The following is a 16417-nucleotide window of genomic DNA, read 5'->3' as shown; positions in this document are numbered from 1 at the left end:
AATTATGAAAGCAGGAATTACGGTAAGAATAATAATCGGCGCAGTTTCACTATGCGCCATCGCTGCCTGTACAAAAAAAACACCCTCACAGGTTATTTATCGTTATGATGATAATCGTTATCTGGAGTTAAAAGGCTATAATTGTGAGGGAGCACTTTGGTATCACGATGGTAAAAAAATATTCACAAAGAGTTAATTGATGGAAGATTTGCCTCCTTCAGACTTTTCTCGGGAACCTATATTCATCCTTCCGATAAATATATATTCATCCCAAACTGGGAGCCGACTGCTTATCTGATATCTAAAGATTACGGGCAAACGTGGCAGGTCGCCACATATATGGCCTCTTTCCCGTCGATGGAGAGGAATTCAGATGGTGTTATGCGTGACAGACCTGAAGGAAAAGAAATAAAAAGAGTGGTGGTGGTTAATAATCAGGCATTTATTTCCACTGCACAAGGACATTTATATCTGAGCTCATACCCTTTTGACGACCCGCGCTTAAAGCCGGGTGGTCCGGGTATAGATTATCAGTACTTTGATGACACCTATTATCTCTACAGACCTGGCAAGCATAAATCCGGTGGCAAGTATGTGGACGGCCATACCAGTCCTGAGTTTCCAGGGCGCGCCTGGGGAACGGTGGTTTTTATGAAAGCATCTTTAGCTCATTTAACGGAAGGTTATAAGGCTAACTATCAAAATCTGCCGGACAAAGAACCGGAGGTGGTGGGCTATAAGGGCTGGACCCGGATGCACTGCGATATGGATGCAGGGAAATAATCTGCAATGGGATATGCCTGACCCACTTAACGTTTAAGGATGAATTATGAAACCAGGAATTACGATAAGAGTATTAATTGGCGCGGTTTCACTATGCGCTATCGCTGCCTGTACAAAAAAAATACCATCACAAGTTATTTATCGTTATGACGATAACCGGTATCTTGAACTAAAGGGCTTCGATTGCGAAGGTGCACTTTGGTATCATGATACCAAGAGGAATATACATAAGGAGTTAGTAAATGGTGTTTATTCAACGTATCAGATCTTTTCCGGGGTATATATTCATCCATCAGATAAGTATATTCTGATACCACGATGGGAGCCAGATGCTTACAAGATATCTAAAGATTACGGACAAACGTGGCAGGTAGCCACATATATGGCTTCTTTCCCGGCGCTGGAGAAAAACTCAGATGGTATTATGCGCGACTACCCTGAAGGAAAAGAAATAAAAAGAGTGGTGGTGGTTAATAATCAGGCGTTTATTTCCACAGCCCAAGACCATTTGTATATGAGTTCATACCCTTTTGACGACCCGCGTCTGGCGCCGGGTGGTCCGGGTATAGATTATCAATTCTTTGATGATACATATTATCTCTACAGACCAGGCAAGCATAAATCCAGTGGCGAGTATGTGAATGCCCACATGAGACCTGAATCGCCAGGGCGCGCCTGGGGAACGGTGGTGTTTATGAAAGCATCCTTGGCCCATTTAACGGAAGGTTATAAGGCCAACTATCAAAATCTACCGGACAAAGAACCGGAGGTGGTGGGCTATAAGGGCTGGACCCGGATGCACTGCGATATGGATGCAGGGAAATAATCTGCAATGGGATATGCCAAAACCGCTTAACGTTTAAGGATGAATTATGAAACCAGGAATTACGATAAGAGTATTAATCGGCGCAGTTTCGCTATGCGCTATCACTGCCTGTACAAAAAAAATACCAACTCAAGTTATTTATCGTTATGACGATAACCGGTATCTTGAACTAAAGGGCTTCGATTGCGAAGGTGCACTTTGGTATCATGATACCAGGAGGAATATACATAAGGAATTAGTAAATGGCGTTTATTCAACGTATCAGATCTTTTCCGGAGTATATATTCATCCATCAGATAAGTATATTCTTATACCACGATGGGAACCTGGGGCATATAAAATATCTAAAGATTACGGACAAACGTGGCAGGTAGCAACATATATGGCCTCTTTCCCCGCGCTGGAGAGAAACTCAGATGGTGTTATGCGTGACAGCCCTGAAGGAAAAGAAATAAAAAGAGTGGTGGTGGTTAATAATCAGGCATTTATTACCACGGCGAAGGGGCATTTATATCTGAGTTCATATCCTTTTGACGACCCGCGTCTGGCGCCGGGTGGTCCGGGTATAGATTATCAATACTATGATGATACGTATTATCTCTACAAACCGGGCAAGCATAAATCCAGTGGCGAGTATGTGGACGGTCATACCAGTCCTGAGTTTCCAGGTGCTGCGTGGGGAACGGTGGTGTTTATGAAAGCGTCTTTAGCCCATCTAACGGAAGGCTATAAGGCCAACTATCAAAATCTGCCGGACAAAGAACCGGAGGTGGTGGGCTATAAAGGCTGGACCCGGATGTACTGCGACATGGATGCAGGGAAATAATCTGCAATGGGATATGCCTGACCCACTTAACGTTTAAGGATAAAATATGAAAATGGGAAATGTGGTAAGAGTAATCGTCGCAGCAATTTCACTATGCGCCATCGCTGCCTGTACAAAAAAACACCCTCGCAGGTTATTTATCGTTATGATGATAATCGTTATCTGGAGTTAAAAGGCTATAATTGTGAGGGAGCACTTTGGTATCACGATGGTAAAAAAAATATTCACAAAGAGTTAATTGATGGAAGATTTGCTTCCTTCAGGATTTTCTCGGGAACCTATATTCACCCTTCTGATAAATATATACTCATCCCAAACTGGGAGCCGACTGCTTATCTGATATCTAAAGATTACGGGCAAACGTGGCAGGTCGCCACATATATGGCCTCTTTCCCGTCGCTGGAGAGAAACTCAGACGGTATTATGCGCGACTATCCTGAAGGAAAAGAAATAAAAAGAGTGGTGGTGGTTAATAATCAGGCATTTATTTCCACTGCACAAGGACATTTTTATATGAGCTCATACCCTTTTGACGACCCGCGCTTAAAGCCGGGTGGTCCGGGTATAGATTATCAATACTTTGATGACACCTATTATCTCTACAGACCTGGCAAGCATAAATCCGGTGGCAAGTATGTGGACGGCCATACCAGTCCTGAGTTTCCAGGTGCTGCGTGGGGAACGGTGGTATTTATGAAAGCATCCTTAGCCCATTTAACGGAAGGTTATAAGGCTAACTATCAAAACCTGCCGGACAAAGAACCGGAGGTGGTGGGCTATAAGGGCTGGACCCGGATGTACTGCGATATGGATGCGGGGAAATAATTTGCAATGGGATATGCCCAAAATACTTAACGTTTAAGGATGAATTATGATAATGGGAAATGTGGTAAGAGTAATCGTCGTAGCAATTTCACTATGTGTTATCTCTGGCTGTACAAAAAAAACACCCTCACAGGTTATTTATCGTTATGATGATAATCGTTATCTGGAGTTAAAAGGCTATTATTGTGAGGGAGCACTTTGGTATCATGACATTAGAAAAGATATTCATAAAGAGATATATGATGGAGTATTTGCTTCCTTCAGGATATTCTCTGGGGTATATATTCATCCATCAGATAAGTATATTCTTATACCGCGATGGGAACCTGGGGCATATAAAATATCTAAAGATTATGGACAAACGTGGCAGGTCGCAACGTATATGTCCCCATCTCAGGGGCAAGAGAAAAATTCTGATGGGAATATGGTCGACAGACCTGAAGGAAAAGAAATAAAAAGAGTGGTGGTGGTTAATAATCAGGCGTTTATTTCCACAGCCCAAGGACATTTGTATATGAGCTCATACCCTTTTGACGACCCGCGTCTGGCGCCGGGTGGTCCGGGTATAGATTATCAATTCTTTGATGATACATATTATCTCTACAGACCAGGCAAGCATAAATCCAGTGGCGAGTATGTGAACGCGCATATCAGACCTGAATCTCCAGGGTATGCGTGGGGTATGGTTATTTTTATGAAAAAAGGGCTGGATAATCTTGTTGAGTCAGAAAAAGCGAATTATCAAAACCTGCCGGATAAAGAACCGGAGGTGGTGGGCTATAAAGGCTGGACCCGGATGTACTGCGATATGGATGCGGGGAAATAATATGAAAGGTGTAATCAGGCTAAACGATCCGCTGGAAAATGGCGGATATGTCAATAAAGCTTCTGGTAGCAAGTTTATGGGAATTGCTGTCGCCTTAATGGGGGATACTGTGGTTTGTATTCTGCACAAAGGCACCTTCCCAATACTTGATTTTGAGCCAACCTGGACAATGGACGGCAAAGGCGTTGTTGTGGATGGTTGTAGGGCCGCATGCGGCTGTGCAATAAAAACTACACTGCCCACGGCGGGGACAAGCAAATGAGGAAATGGAAGATACCAAACAAAAATCCCTATCAGGAACCAGAAAAATTCCCGCTGAATATTATGCTGATCATTAGCTGTGCTGTCTTTCTATTTTTTATAACATACAATATATTCAGCTGGTTGCAGGACAAGAAGGTTCCTGATGATCTGATATGGAATGCAATAGGTATCCCATCGCTAATAGTGTTAGCCATCTGGTGTGTGATGGTAATCACTTACGGCCTTATATCTTTTCCATGTTACTATGCGGGTTATCTTGAGCAGTATGGTATGAATCAGTGGAAAAACTGGGCAATACGGGCATTGCCGCTTTTAGACTATTCATCCATTCTCCCGGTACCTGAACTGGCATTAAAAATTCAGAAACTAGAGGGTGAAGCGCCAGCAGGTTCTGCAACGCCGCTACGTATTGATATTGAAGTTGACTCAATGGATGACACCAGAGTTGATAAAGTACTAAGACAGTTGATAGAACCCCTCAAAAATTCTCTTGTCAGGAAATATCGGCCTTTTAATACCTGGCTATACGTTAAAGGGGCGGATGACACTATCGGCAGTAGTTTCAAGGCGGTGCTGGCAAGCCTGGACATCCCCAACGATAAAGTCGGGAAAATTAATATCCTTCACGAGTGCCCTGATTATTTCTTAATTAATGACTGGGTTGATTTAAATATGTCTGAAAACCACCTGGTTATTGCAGTTGAATTGTATGATGAAAATAATTCTGAATTTTTCGAAAGTGCTAATGCTTTTATTTTTACCAATGCAAATTTGCTTGAAGACAAAGACGCACCTTTATATTTATTACGCATGATGGACAGTACCCCTTACTATCTTGATGAAATCGTAAGTACATATCTTTCTGCACAGCAGGTGGATGCTAGTAAAATTAAAAAATTGTGGTTCAACTCACTGGATAAGCAGTCAAAATTCGTATTGTTTAGTGGGATAGAAAACGCCAAAACGCGTATTTTGGCCGATAGCCGATATGAACTGGAGGCCGTCACTGGGCAAAGCACAGAGGTTCAGCGCTGGGTTGTATTGGCATTGGCTGCGGATGCTGCAAAATATGGGCAAGGACATCAGTTATTCGCCAGTACATCCGCAGATACTATTCAATCCGGCATAATAGCGGCTAAATATCCAGGATCTTGTCCGGCACTTGATAAGCTGGATTTCCATGATTATTGGAGAGTCATAAAATTGTGTGCCATTATTTTATGGGGTTTAGGATATATATGTCTCGTGCCAGCGGAACTGTTCCAAAGTCACCCCTGGTATACGTTTACAACTTTGGTTATTGGTATTCCGGTTATTTACACGGCGATTATGCTTTTTTCTTTTATACTGAGTCATAATATAGAGGAGAAAATGGATATTTATTACTCTCAGTTTTTATGAGGTAAGCGCCCTGACGGGCGCTCTTGCTTCTTTGACTCTTTTTGTAGCAGGAGCCTTAGTCGGTTCAGGATTTATTTCACTGTCCAACCCTTATAACTGCCGACGTTGTTTTTATCGATCATCGTCACCGGGATCAGCACGGGTTCTTTCGGGGCGGGTTTCCCCTGCAATATGTCATAGCCGATTTCGACCGCTTTGGCAGCCATCACCTGCGGATCTTGTGCCGGAGTCGCTACAAATAGTGAGTTTTCGCGCTTCAGCGCTTCTTCACCGTCAGGCGATCCATCTACGCCGACAATAAAGAATTCGCTACGCTGCGCCTGTTTTGCCGCCAGATCGGCACCGATCGCAGTCGGATCGTTAATGGCGAATACGCCGTCGATCTTCGGATTCGCCGCCAGCAACGCGGTCATGATCTCCAGCCCGCCTTCGCGACTGCCTTTGGCGTTTTGGTTATGCGACAGCACCTTGATGTCCGGGTGGCGTTTGAACTCGGTTTGGCAGCCTTCCACGCGGTTCTGGACGGCGGAAACCGGCGGCCCGTTGATGATGACAACGTTGCCTTTGCCTTTCAGGCGGTCGGTAATGTATTTACAGGCCATTTCGCCTGCCTGGGTGTTATCGGAGGTAATGGTCGCATCTGCGCCTTCCGCCGCCACGTCAACGGCGACCACCACGATCCCCGCGTCTTTCGCGCGTTTTACCGCCGGACCGATGCCTTTGGAATCCGCCGCGTTAAGAATGATCATATCGACTTTGGCGGCAATAAAGTTGTCGATTTGCGACACCTGTTGCCCCAGATCGTAGCCGCTGGAGACCAGCGTCACTTTGACGTTATCACCGGCCAGTTTGCGTGCTTCCAGCTCTGCACCTTTGGTGATTTGTACGAAGAACGGGTTGGCCAGATCGCCCACCGTAACGCCGATCGATTTCAGTTCTTTTGCCTGCACAAACGGAGCTGCAGCAAGCAGTGCGCCAGCACAGAGCGCGGTCACTAATGGCTTCAAACGCATACTCGTTTCCTCACGTAGGGTATTGTTGTTATACGCCTGATGGCGCTGCGCTTATCAGGCCTACGAATGAGTAGGCCAGTAAGCTTGTCTATGCACTTTGATGGTGTCGGGTACGGTATTTGTCGATCAGCACCGCTATGATGATCACCGCCCCTTTGATCACCAGTTGCCAGAAATAGGAGACGCCCATCAGCGTCATGCCGTTATTAAGCGTGGCGATAATCAGCGCCCCTACCAGCGTGCCGGTGATGGTGCCGATCCCGCCGACAAAGCTGGTGCCGCCGAGGATCACCGCCGCGATGGCGTCCAGCTCGTAGCCCATGCCTAAGTTGCCGTTGGCGCTGTACAGCCGCGAGGCGCTCATCACCCCGCCAAGACCCGAGAGCAAACCGCTCATGCCGTAGACGAACAACAGCACCAGCCAGACTTTGATCCCGGTTAAACGTGCGGCCTGCATGTTGCCGCCGACCGCGTAGATATGAACGCCGAGCGTGGTACGGCGCAGAATGAACCAGCACACCACCACCACCGCCAGTGCAATCACTACCAGCCACGGTACCGGGCCGAGATAGTTGTTGCCGATCCACTCAAAGCTGATGTTGGAGTTGATAACCGTCGTGCCATCCGCCAGCAGGTACGCCGCGCCACGTAACGCGGTATACGTTCCAAGCGTGACGATAAACGGCGGTAGTCCGGCAAAAGCGACCAGCGCGCCGTTAAACAATCCCAGCACCAGGCCGAGCATCAGCGCCGCCGGAATCGACAGCATGGCAAACTCAGGAATAAGAGAAACGACCATGGCCGCAACGGCGGTGGTGCCGAGAATTGAACCGACGGAGAGATCGATCCCGCCGGTCAGGATGATGAAAGTCATGCCAGCCGCCAGCACGATATTGATCGACGCCTGGCGGGTAATATTCAGCAGGTTGCTCTCAGTAAAAAAGTTTGGCGCGATAAAGCCAAACACCGCCACAATCAGGATCAGAATCGGCAAGATACCGACCGTTTGCATCAGATCGCTCATCAGCATTCTTTTCGCGGAGGCGGATTTCGCCACCTGCTGGGAAGGGGTTGGATTATTCATGGGGCACCGCCTGATGATGGGAGTCGTTCACGCCGGTTGCCAGCGTCATAATGTTTTCCTGGGTAATGCTTTTCCCGTCCAGCTCGCCGGCAATACTGCCTTCCCGCATGACATATACCCGATCGCTCATGCCGACCACTTCCGGCAATTCACTGGAGATCATCAGGATCGCCACGCCTTTGCGCGCCATATCGTTCATGATCCGGTAGATCTCGCTTTTGGCGCCGACGTCTACGCCGCGCGTGGGTTCATCGAGGATCAAAATGCGCGGGCCGATCGCCACCCAACGCGAGATCAGCAATTTTTGTTGATTACCGCCGGACAGCCCACCCGCCCGTACCTGAGCATGCGGCACGCGGATGTTGAGTAATTGAATCGCATCATCGGAAATGGCCTGCGCTTTTTTGCGATCGAGCATGCCCCAGTTGGCGTCACGTTCCAGCGTCGCCATGGTGATGTTCTCCGCGGCCGCCAGTTCTAAAAATAACCCCTGTTCTTTGCGGTTCTCGGTCAGAAAGCCAATACCGTGGTCAATCGCTTCACGCGGGGAGTGGATCACCACCGGTTCGCCGTCGACTTCAATCATGCCGCCGATGGCTTTACGTACGCCAAAAATCAGCTGCGCCAGTTCAGAACGTCCGGCTCCCACCAGACCCGCAAGGCCGACGATCTCCCCGGAGCGCACCAGCAAGCTGCACGGTTGCACTTTGTTGCCATCAGTCAGGTGATGAACATTGAGGCGCGCTTTGCCTAAGGGAATATCGCGCTCTTTGTTGAACAGATCGCTCAACGGGCGACCCACCATCATGCGCACCAGTTCCGCAGCATTAAGCTTGTCGCGGGTCAGGCTACCGACATACTGCCCATCGCGCAGGACGCTGACGCGATCGGAGAGTTCATAGACTTCCGCCATGCGGTGGCTGATATAGATAATCGCCATTCCTTCATCGCGTAGACGCATGATCAGTTCAAACAGGCGGTGTGTTTCACGTGAGGAGAGGGCGGCGGTGGGTTCATCCATCACCAGGATGCGGCTGTTACGGTGCAGGGCGCGGGCGATTTCGACCTGCTGCTGTTCGGCGATGGTCAGCGTCATTACCCGGTCGCTGGCCTTAAACTGGGCACCGAGTCGGTCGATAACCTTCTGCGACTGCATCACCATCTCTTTGCGCTGGACCAGACCACCGCGCGATAGCTCGCTGCCAAGAAAGATATTTTCCGCTACCGTCAGGTTTGGCGCGAGCTGCATCTCCTGATAAATCAGAGTAATGCCTGCACTTAATGCATCCTTTGGCCCACGAATATGAAAAGGTTGTCCGTCAATCAGGATCTCGCCGCTGGTGGCGGTATACGCCCCCGCGAGGATCTTCATCAGGGTGCTTTTCCCCGCGCCGTTCTCGCCCATCAGAGCATGGATCTCACCCGGCCAGACCGTTAAATCGACCCCTTTCAGCGCGTAAAATTTGCCAAACGCTTTGGCAATGTTGCGCATTTCCAGAACCGGTGTCCTGCTCATCGCGGATCTCCTGCGGGGTGGCCGATATCAGCAGTCCATCACAGGAATGTAAATGCAAAATGTCAGAAGCCGTTCATATTTGTCATATTGCGATTTTTCTTCATGGAGCGTGATATGCCGCAACCAGGACGTCACTTTTTCGCCAGCGCGCGCGGGCGATTACTGTTTTTCAACCTGCTGGTGGTGGCGGTCACGTTGATGGTCAGCGGCGTGGCGGTGCTGGGTTTTCAGCATGCCAGTCAGATTCAGGAGCAGGTGCAACAGCAAACCGTTGATGACATGACCGGCAGCATGAACCTGGCGCGCGATACAGCAAATGTAGCAACGGCGGCGGTGCGGCTCTCTCAGGTGGTGGGGGCACTGGAATACAAAGGTGAAGCGGAACGTCTGCAGGAGACGCAACGGGCGCTGAAGCATTCGCTGGAACAACTGGCCGCTGCGCCGCTGGCACAGCAGGAGCCGGGGCTGGTTGAGCGTATTATTCAACGCAGCAATGAGCTGCAAAGCAGTGTGGAAGGTATGTTGCAGCGCGGGCAGCGGCGGCATCTGGAGCGTAACGCGCTACTCAGTTCGCTGTATCAGAATCAAAGCTACTTACGCCATCTGCAAAAGTTGACTGACGCACAGGATGACGCGCTGCTGGATCAGATGGATCGCTTAATTATCGCCTCTATTGAAACACCTACGCCACGATCGGTGGTCAAACAACTGGACGGCGTGATGCCCGCGCTGCCTCTGCAAGCCAGTAACCTGCTGATTAGCCGTATTCTCAATGATTTCAATCAGGAACTGCATAAGCTGGAGCCGCTTTCTGCCGCACTGGAACAAAGCGATCTGGCGATCAACTGGTATATGTTTCATATCAAAGCGCTGGTAGCGATCCTCAACAGTGATATCAACCAGTATGCTTCGCAGGTGGCGTTAATCTCCGAACAGCGGGTGGCGCAAAGCCATCAGGAACTGCAATCCGGCGCGTTGTTTATTTTAGTGTTTGCGCTGCTGGCGGTGGTGATCACTGGTTTTGCCGGTTGGTATATCTACCGCAATCTTGGCTCCAACCTGACGGCCATTTCACGGGCGATGACCCGGCTGGCGCACGGTGAATCGGACGTCAGCGTCCCGGCTCTGCAACGTCGCGACGAGCTGGGAGAACTGGCCCGTGCCTTTAACGTCTTTGCCCGTAATACGGCGTCGCTGGAGCACACCACCCGATTGCTAAAAGAAAAAACCAGCCAGATGGAAATCGACCGCACTGAGCGCCAGGGGTTGGAGGAAGCGCTGTTGCATAGCCAAAAGCTGAAGGCGGTGGGGCAACTGACGGGTGGATTAGCGCATGATTTCAATAACCTGCTGGCGGTGATTATCGGCAGCCTGGATCTGGTGAACCCAGATTCGCCCGATGCGCCGCGGATTCATCGGGCGCTAAAAGCGGCTGAACGCGGGGCGCTACTGACCCAGCGGCTGCTGGCCTTTTCGCGCAAACAGTCTTTGCATCCGCACGCGGTAGAGCTGAAAACGTTGCTGGAAAACTTGGGCGAGTTGATGCGTCATTCGCTACCCGCCACGTTGACGCTGGAGATTGAAGCCCAGTCGCCTGCCTGGCCGGCGTGGATTGACGTCAGCCAGTTGGAAAACGCCATTATCAATCTGGTGATGAACGCCCGTGATGCCATGGACGGGCAGACGGGCACGATTAAAATCCGTACCTGGAATCAGCGGGTTACGCGCAGCGATGGGCGTAAGCAGGATATGGTGATGCTGGAGGTTGCCGACCAGGGTAGCGGCATGTCGCAGGAGGTGAAAGCCCAGGTCTTCGAACCGTTCTTCACGACCAAACAAACCGGTAGCGGCAGCGGGCTGGGATTATCAATGGTGTACGGCTTTGTGCGTCAATCTGGCGGTCGCGTAGAGATCGAAAGCGCGCCGGGGCAGGGAACCACCGTCAGACTACAACTTCCTCGTGCCGTTGTGCCGGTGCAAGTTCCGGTCGAACCGATAGCAGAGCATCCTGCGACCCGCGGTGAGAAGCTGGTTCTGGTGCTTGAAGATGAGGCCGATGTGCGTCAGACGTTGTGCGAACAATTACACCTTTTGGGCTACCTGACGCTCGAAGCCGCTAACGGCGAACAGGCAATGCATATGCTGGCGGCTTCAGCAGAGATTGATATTCTTGTCAGTGACTTAATGTTGCCTGGCGGATTGAGTGGTGCGGATGTGGTCAATCATGCCCTGAAGCATTATCCCCAACTGAATATTCTGCTGATTAGCGGCCAGGATTTACGTCCGGCGCATAATCCGGCGTTGCCGGATGTGGCGCTATTGCGTAAACCGTTTACCCGAGGGGAACTGGCCCAGGCGCTGCGACGCGCACGTAATTGAGATTCCTCCGCTACTCGCGTCAAAGCACTTTGATTACCGTGGGGTCAGTTTCTTTATGAGGCTGGTTTTATGAAACGCTCCCCGACGCTCTTTTTATTCAGTTTGCTGATGTTGACGACGATTTCGGCGCATGCAGACATTATTGATGACGCCATTGGCAATATTCAACGTGCCGTCAGCGATGCCTATAATCCGGATAACAATCGGGATTATGACGACTCACGTGATGATGGCTGGCAGCGTCAGATGAGTGACGATCGCCGTAGGCAGTACGACAATCGTCGTCGCCAGTTCGAAGACCGCCGTCGTCAGTTAGACGACCGCCAGCGGCAGCTCGATCAGGAACGTCGACAGTTAGAAGACGAAGAACGCAGAATGGAAGAAGATTACGATCGTTAGCGCAATCTTTCGCTGGCAAGGTTATAGACTTCACTACGCTCGCGTTTACCGACGGCAACGACCGCGATAACCAGGGTGTCGTCAATGACTTGATAAACAAGACGAAACCCTGATGTTCGTAGTTTGATTTTGTAGCAATCTTTTATTCCCCTGAGCTTTGCTGAAGGAACATGCGGGTTTTCACAGCATTTCTTTAGTTTTCTGGCAAATTGCTGCTGAATGGCTTTATCAAGTTTTTGCCATTCTTTCAGCGCATCTTCCCTGAACTTTACCGTATAACTCATAAGTAGCTGTCCAGATCCACATCCACCAGGGGTTGTTGGCTACGTTCATGGACTAATTTAACCAGCTGTTGGTCGTCCAGCGCATCGAGCATTTTTTCGTAAAGCTCTGCTGGCACGCAATAAAAAGCGGGCTGGTTACGGTTCAGGATTGCGACCGGAAACCCATCTCCTGCGCTAACCGTCGCCATCGGGTTCTTTTTTAGCTCACTCACACTCGCGGTGGTATCGCTTAAAATGATATGCGGCATAATCGCTCCTAAAGACCATTTAACTGGTCTTAATATAGGATTTAAGAGACCTGTTAACAAGTCTTATTGTCTGGGTAATTAATCCAGCACAATTTCCATACCGTCATACCCCGCCTCAAACCCTGCCGGCAGCAGATTTTCCATCATCCACAGGTCGAACTGATGACTGATGTGCGTCAGGATCACCCGTGGGCAGCGGATAACCTCGTTTAGGGCGATGACGGTATTTACATCGCTGTGATTGAGTGGCGGCTCGGCGCGTGGGGCGTGGCTGCAGTCGATGATAATCACTTGCGGCTGGTTATTGAGGAGAAACTTCAGCGTTTTGTCGGGAAGCCCGGCGGTATCGGAAAGCCACGCCACGCGGCTGTGCGCTGTTTCCAGCAGGTAGCCAAACGTAAGCTTAGAGTGGTTGAGCGGTAAAGGGGTCACCTGCAATCCCTGTAAATCGAACACCACAAACGGCGCGACGGTCTGGCTAAAATCCAGAATACCGGGATGCTTAAACAGATCGTCGCAGCCCTGTTCATCCGGTGGGCCGTACACCGGGATTGTTTTTCCCACCCCCCAGCGCAGCGGAAACAGTCCCTGTACATGATCCATATGATAGTGAGTGAGCAGGAACTGCTGGAAACTGCCTGCCGGCCAGTCGTCCATCAGATGGGGGAGCCCTGCATCCAGAAGCGTCACCGCATTATTGAATTTGACCACGCCACTGCAGGGGCGCCGGCGGTATTGCGCCTGTAAACGTGCTCGTTGGCAGGCGGCACAGCTGCAGCCAAAAGCCGGTACCAACTGTGCGCCGCCGGTTCCTGTAAGCGTAATGGTCAGACTCATCGCATCCCCCTACAACGGCTTGGTAAAGCGAAAATGGCTCTGCGTATAACCTTCGCGGCGGTAAAAACGATGCGCATCAAGGCGCTGCGTGCTGGTGGAAAGCTCGGTCATCTCTGCACCCGCTTCGCGCGCGGTGGCTTCGGCCCAGGCCAGCAACTGGCTGCCTACCTTTAACCCCCGTGCCTGCGGCATCACCACCAGTTCCTGAATCTCACCAATCCAGTTAGCGTGGTGCAGGTGAAATTGCAAATGCAGACCGATCAATCCGATGACCTGTCCGTCAAGCAGCGCCAGCTGGTAGTGCATATTGGGGTCTTGCAGATTTGCTATATACCCGGTGCTAAAGGCCTGGTGGTCGAATTTACCCTGCTTCAGTTCGCAGACCAGCGCATAAACCGCATCGGTGTCATACAGCGTGGCGCGGCGTAATTCACAGACAGACATGTTTCTTCTCCTTACGTCCCATCAGGGTGAGCAGTGTATCGACTGACTGTAGTAAACTTCCATCGTTATTGAGGACGTGGCAGTCATACGGGGCGTAGCGAGCTGCGCGTTCAAGACGGGCGGCGATTTCCGTTTCGCTTTCCCGTCCGCGTGCCTGCAAGCGCTGGCGTAAAATCGCCGGGGAAACCTGTAAGTAAATAGGGAGTAAAGATGTGCCGTAACGGGCCTGCGCCTGGGGCAGATGCGCACGCGAGCCGTTGACCACCACATCAAAACCGACGTGTAGCCAGAGGTCAATCTCCACGCCGACGCCGTAGTACAAACCGTTGGCATGCCAGCTTAGCGCCAGCAGGTTCTGCCCGGCGCGGGTAAAAAACTCTTGTTCACTCAGCGCAATATGATTTTCATTCCCGGCGTTGGCGGCGCGGGTGATGTAACGGTGCGCCACCAGCAGTTGCGCCGGTTCCTGTTGGCGGAGTTCCGCCAGCAGACTGTCCTTTCCGGAGCCGGATGGCCCCATCAGCCAGATCAGTTTACCCATAGTCAGAATACCCTTTTGCCCTGACGCCAGACGTGGTCGATATGGATGTTGCCGCCTTTGCGGTGTGCCAGCACCAGATCTGCGCGTTTTCCTTCGGCAACCACGCCACGGTCGTCAAGATTCAACGCCCGCGCTGGATTACGGGTCACCAGACGAATCGCCTGTGGCAGCGTAAAACGGTTGGTATCATCATCCGCGACACGAAATGCTGCGTCGAGCAGACTGGCGGGGTAGTAATCGGAAGAGAGGATATCCAGTAGCCCCAGTTCGGCCAGCTTATGGGCTGCTACGTTGCCGGAGTGCGAACCGCCTCGCACGATATTCGGCGCGCCCATTAACACGTTCATGCCATGCTGGCGCGAGGCTTCGGCGGCTTCGAACGTCGTGGGAAATTCGGCAATCACGCTGCCAAGTTGATGCGATTCCAGCACATGATCGTGGGTGGCGTCATCGTGGCTCGCCAGTGCAATCTGCCGTTCACGACACATCTGTGCGATGGCGGTGCGGTTGGGTTGTGACCAGCGTGCCGCCAGGGCGAGTTGCTCTTCTTCATAGCGGGCCATCTGCTCGTCGGTCAGCGAATACTTGCCCTGATAATACTCGCGGTACTTCTCACGGTTGGCGAACTGACGCTGGCCCGGTGAGTGGTCCATCAGCGACACCAGCGTCACCGGCTCACGACCGACCAGTTTTTCAAACAGCGGCAGGGTGGTGTGGTGCGGCAGCTCGCAGCGCAGATGCAGACGGTGTTCGGCACGGTTGACCCCGCGTTTTTGCGTCTCTTCCACCGCATTGATCATTTTTTCCAGGTTTTCCAGACGGTCGCCACCGTCGCGCACATCGCCAATCGCCACCGCATCCAGCACGGTAGTAATACCGCTGGCAACCATTAGCGCATCGTGGCTGCTCATTGCCGAGTGGGCAGGCCAGTCTACCTTCGGGCGCGGGGTGAAAAACTTGTCGAGGTTATCGGTATGCAGCTCGATAAGTCCCGGCAGCAGCCAACCGCCTTCACCGTCCAGCGCTTCAGGCAAGCTGCTCGGGCTTTCGGCAAAAGTGCGAATAACTCCGCCTACAATTTCCAGCGATCCTTGCACCACTTCATCTTCCAGCACCAGCTTTACATTGTTGATAATCATGCTGTTGTTCCCATCAGGTGCAGACGATCCGCGACGCAGTCGCGCACGGTTTGATCGTGAAAAATGCCGACAATTGCCGCGCCGCGGGCTTTTGCTTCTTCAATCAGCGCCACCACGGCGGCGCTGTTTTTGGCGTCCAGCGAGGCGGTAGGCTCATCGAGCAGCAGAATGGGATAATCGACAATAAACCCACGGGCGATGTTGACGCGCTGCTGTTCGCCGCCGGAAAAGGTTGATGGCGCGAGATGCCACAAGCGCTCAGGAACATTCAGGCGGGTAAGTAGGTTCGCGGCTTTGGCTGCACATTCCTCACGGGATACGCCCAGATCCAGCAGCGGCTGCATCACCACATCCAGCGCGGAAATCCGTGGGATCACGCGCAGGAACTGACTTACCCAACCGATAGTTGAACGACGGACCTCCAGCACTTTACGCGCCGGGGCCTGCACCAGATCGACCCATTCATCTCTGTGGCGGATGTGGATGTGTCCTTCATCCGGCAGGTAGTTGGCGTACAGCGAACGCAGCAACGTGGATTTGCCGCTGCCGGAATGGCCGTGCAGCACGACGCATTCGCCGTTTTTAACGTCCAGAGTCGCGTTTTGCAGCACCGGCAGACGCACGCCGTTTTGCTGATGCAGTACAAAGGTTTTACTGACATTTTCAACGCGGATCGCGTTCATTTTTAGCCTCTTTAAACATTTGTGCGTTCAATTGCCTGATGGCGCTGCGCTTATCAGGCCTACAACCAATGCCGCTCCGTAGGCCGGATAAGGCGCAGC

At 51.3% G+C, this 16417-nt stretch carries 18 protein-coding genes and 1 pseudogene; 9 read left to right on the top strand and 10 right to left on the bottom strand.

The window, feature by feature from the left end; genetic code table 11:
• The first annotated feature begins 4 nt into the window (after positions 1–4).
• The 7 genes and pseudogenes from RYZ59_RS17170 to RYZ59_RS17140 all read left to right on the top strand — a co-directional run bounded on the left by RYZ59_RS17170 (position 5) and on the right by RYZ59_RS17140 (position 5751).
• A pseudogene (locus RYZ59_RS17170) lies at positions 5–783 on the top strand (hypothetical protein).
• A 46-nt stretch (positions 784–829) separates the two neighbouring features.
• Positions 830–1609: a hypothetical protein gene (locus RYZ59_RS17165; RefSeq protein WP_318049698.1), complete on the top strand. Its 780-nt coding sequence runs from the start codon at positions 830–832 to the stop codon at positions 1607–1609.
• Between the two features lie 46 nt (positions 1610–1655).
• Positions 1656–2435, top strand: a complete 780-nt coding sequence (locus tag RYZ59_RS17160; RefSeq protein ID WP_318049696.1) for a hypothetical protein — start codon at positions 1656–1658, stop codon at positions 2433–2435.
• A 93-nt stretch (positions 2436–2528) separates the two neighbouring features.
• Entirely contained in the window at positions 2529–3260 is a 732-nt protein-coding gene (locus tag RYZ59_RS17155) for a hypothetical protein (RefSeq protein ID WP_411961720.1), read from the top strand.
• A gap of 46 nt (positions 3261–3306) precedes the next feature.
• Entirely contained in the window at positions 3307–4086 is a 780-nt protein-coding gene (locus tag RYZ59_RS17150) for a hypothetical protein (protein ID WP_318049693.1), read from the top strand.
• 1 nt (position 4087) lies between these two features.
• On the top strand, positions 4088–4348 hold the full coding sequence (locus RYZ59_RS17145) for a PAAR domain-containing protein (RefSeq protein WP_043018109.1): 261 nt from the start codon (positions 4088–4090) through the stop codon (positions 4346–4348).
• Positions 4345–5751 carry a hypothetical protein gene (locus tag RYZ59_RS17140; protein WP_318049688.1) on the top strand — a complete coding sequence of 469 codons (1407 nt, stop codon included), beginning with the start codon at positions 4345–4347 and terminating at the stop codon, positions 5749–5751. The genes RYZ59_RS17145 and RYZ59_RS17140 overlap by 4 nt, the downstream gene beginning before the upstream one ends.
• A gap of 71 nt (positions 5752–5822) precedes the next feature.
• Here RYZ59_RS17140 and RYZ59_RS17135 read toward each other — a convergent pair whose 3' ends face one another.
• The 3 genes from RYZ59_RS17135 to RYZ59_RS17125 all read right to left on the bottom strand — a co-directional run bounded on the left by RYZ59_RS17135 (position 5823) and on the right by RYZ59_RS17125 (position 9364).
• Entirely contained in the window at positions 5823–6764 is a 942-nt protein-coding gene (locus tag RYZ59_RS17135; protein WP_101742853.1) for an ABC transporter substrate-binding protein, read from the bottom strand.
• Between the two features lie 88 nt (positions 6765–6852).
• The gene (locus RYZ59_RS17130) at positions 6853–7848 is read right to left on the bottom strand and encodes an ABC transporter permease subunit (protein WP_202037149.1); all 996 of its coding nucleotides are present in this window, start codon (positions 7846–7848) and stop codon (positions 6853–6855) included.
• Positions 7841–9364 carry a sugar ABC transporter ATP-binding protein gene (locus tag RYZ59_RS17125; protein WP_137382898.1) on the bottom strand — a complete coding sequence of 508 codons (1524 nt, stop codon included), beginning with the start codon at positions 9362–9364 and terminating at the stop codon, positions 7841–7843. The genes RYZ59_RS17130 and RYZ59_RS17125 overlap by 8 nt, the downstream gene beginning before the upstream one ends.
• Before the next feature lie 114 nt (positions 9365–9478).
• On the opposite strand from RYZ59_RS17125, the gene RYZ59_RS17120 reads away from it, so the two are divergent.
• On the top strand, positions 9479–11743 hold the full coding sequence (locus tag RYZ59_RS17120) for an ATP-binding protein (protein ID WP_318049681.1): 2265 nt from the start codon (positions 9479–9481) through the stop codon (positions 11741–11743).
• Between the two features lie 69 nt (positions 11744–11812).
• A complete protein-coding gene (yjdP, locus tag RYZ59_RS17115; RefSeq protein WP_137382896.1) occupies positions 11813–12142 on the top strand; it encodes a DDRRRQL repeat protein YjdP in 330 nt (109 codons plus the stop codon).
• Here yjdP and RYZ59_RS17110 read toward each other — a convergent pair.
• From RYZ59_RS17110 to phnL, 7 genes are all read right to left on the bottom strand, one after another.
• Positions 12139–12426 carry a type II toxin-antitoxin system RelE/ParE family toxin gene (locus RYZ59_RS17110; RefSeq protein ID WP_318049679.1) on the bottom strand — a complete coding sequence of 96 codons (288 nt, stop codon included), beginning with the start codon at positions 12424–12426 and terminating at the stop codon, positions 12139–12141. The genes yjdP and RYZ59_RS17110 overlap by 4 nt on opposite strands.
• Positions 12423–12674 (bottom strand): type II toxin-antitoxin system Phd/YefM family antitoxin, encoded by a 252-nt coding sequence (locus RYZ59_RS17105; RefSeq protein WP_006688247.1) that lies wholly within the window; start codon positions 12672–12674, stop codon positions 12423–12425. The genes RYZ59_RS17110 and RYZ59_RS17105 overlap by 4 nt, the downstream gene beginning before the upstream one ends.
• A gap of 78 nt (positions 12675–12752) precedes the next feature.
• Complete coding sequence (gene phnP / locus RYZ59_RS17100; RefSeq protein WP_318049678.1) at positions 12753–13511, bottom strand: phosphonate metabolism protein PhnP; 759 nt, start codon at positions 13509–13511, stop codon at positions 12753–12755.
• 9 nt (positions 13512–13520) lie between these two features.
• Positions 13521–13955, bottom strand: coding sequence for an aminoalkylphosphonate N-acetyltransferase (gene phnO / locus RYZ59_RS17095; RefSeq protein ID WP_137382893.1), 435 nt, complete (start codon positions 13953–13955; stop codon positions 13521–13523).
• Positions 13942–14496: a ribose 1,5-bisphosphokinase gene (gene phnN, locus RYZ59_RS17090; RefSeq protein WP_318049675.1), complete on the bottom strand. Its 555-nt coding sequence runs from the start codon at positions 14494–14496 to the stop codon at positions 13942–13944. The genes phnO and phnN overlap by 14 nt, the downstream gene beginning before the upstream one ends.
• A gap of 2 nt (positions 14497–14498) precedes the next feature.
• The gene (gene phnM, locus RYZ59_RS17085; RefSeq protein ID WP_318049673.1) at positions 14499–15635 is read right to left on the bottom strand and encodes an alpha-D-ribose 1-methylphosphonate 5-triphosphate diphosphatase; all 1137 of its coding nucleotides are present in this window, start codon (positions 15633–15635) and stop codon (positions 14499–14501) included.
• Positions 15632–16318 (bottom strand): phosphonate C-P lyase system protein PhnL, encoded by a 687-nt coding sequence (phnL, locus tag RYZ59_RS17080; protein ID WP_318049671.1) that lies wholly within the window; start codon positions 16316–16318, stop codon positions 15632–15634. The genes phnM and phnL overlap by 4 nt, the downstream gene beginning before the upstream one ends.
• Positions 16319–16417 lie beyond the last annotated feature (99 nt).

This window comes from Citrobacter sp. HN-141 (assembly GCF_033341895.1).
GTDB lineage: Bacteria > Pseudomonadota > Gammaproteobacteria > Enterobacterales > Enterobacteriaceae > Citrobacter.
This window is presented reverse-complemented; position numbering and strand designations above follow the sequence as displayed.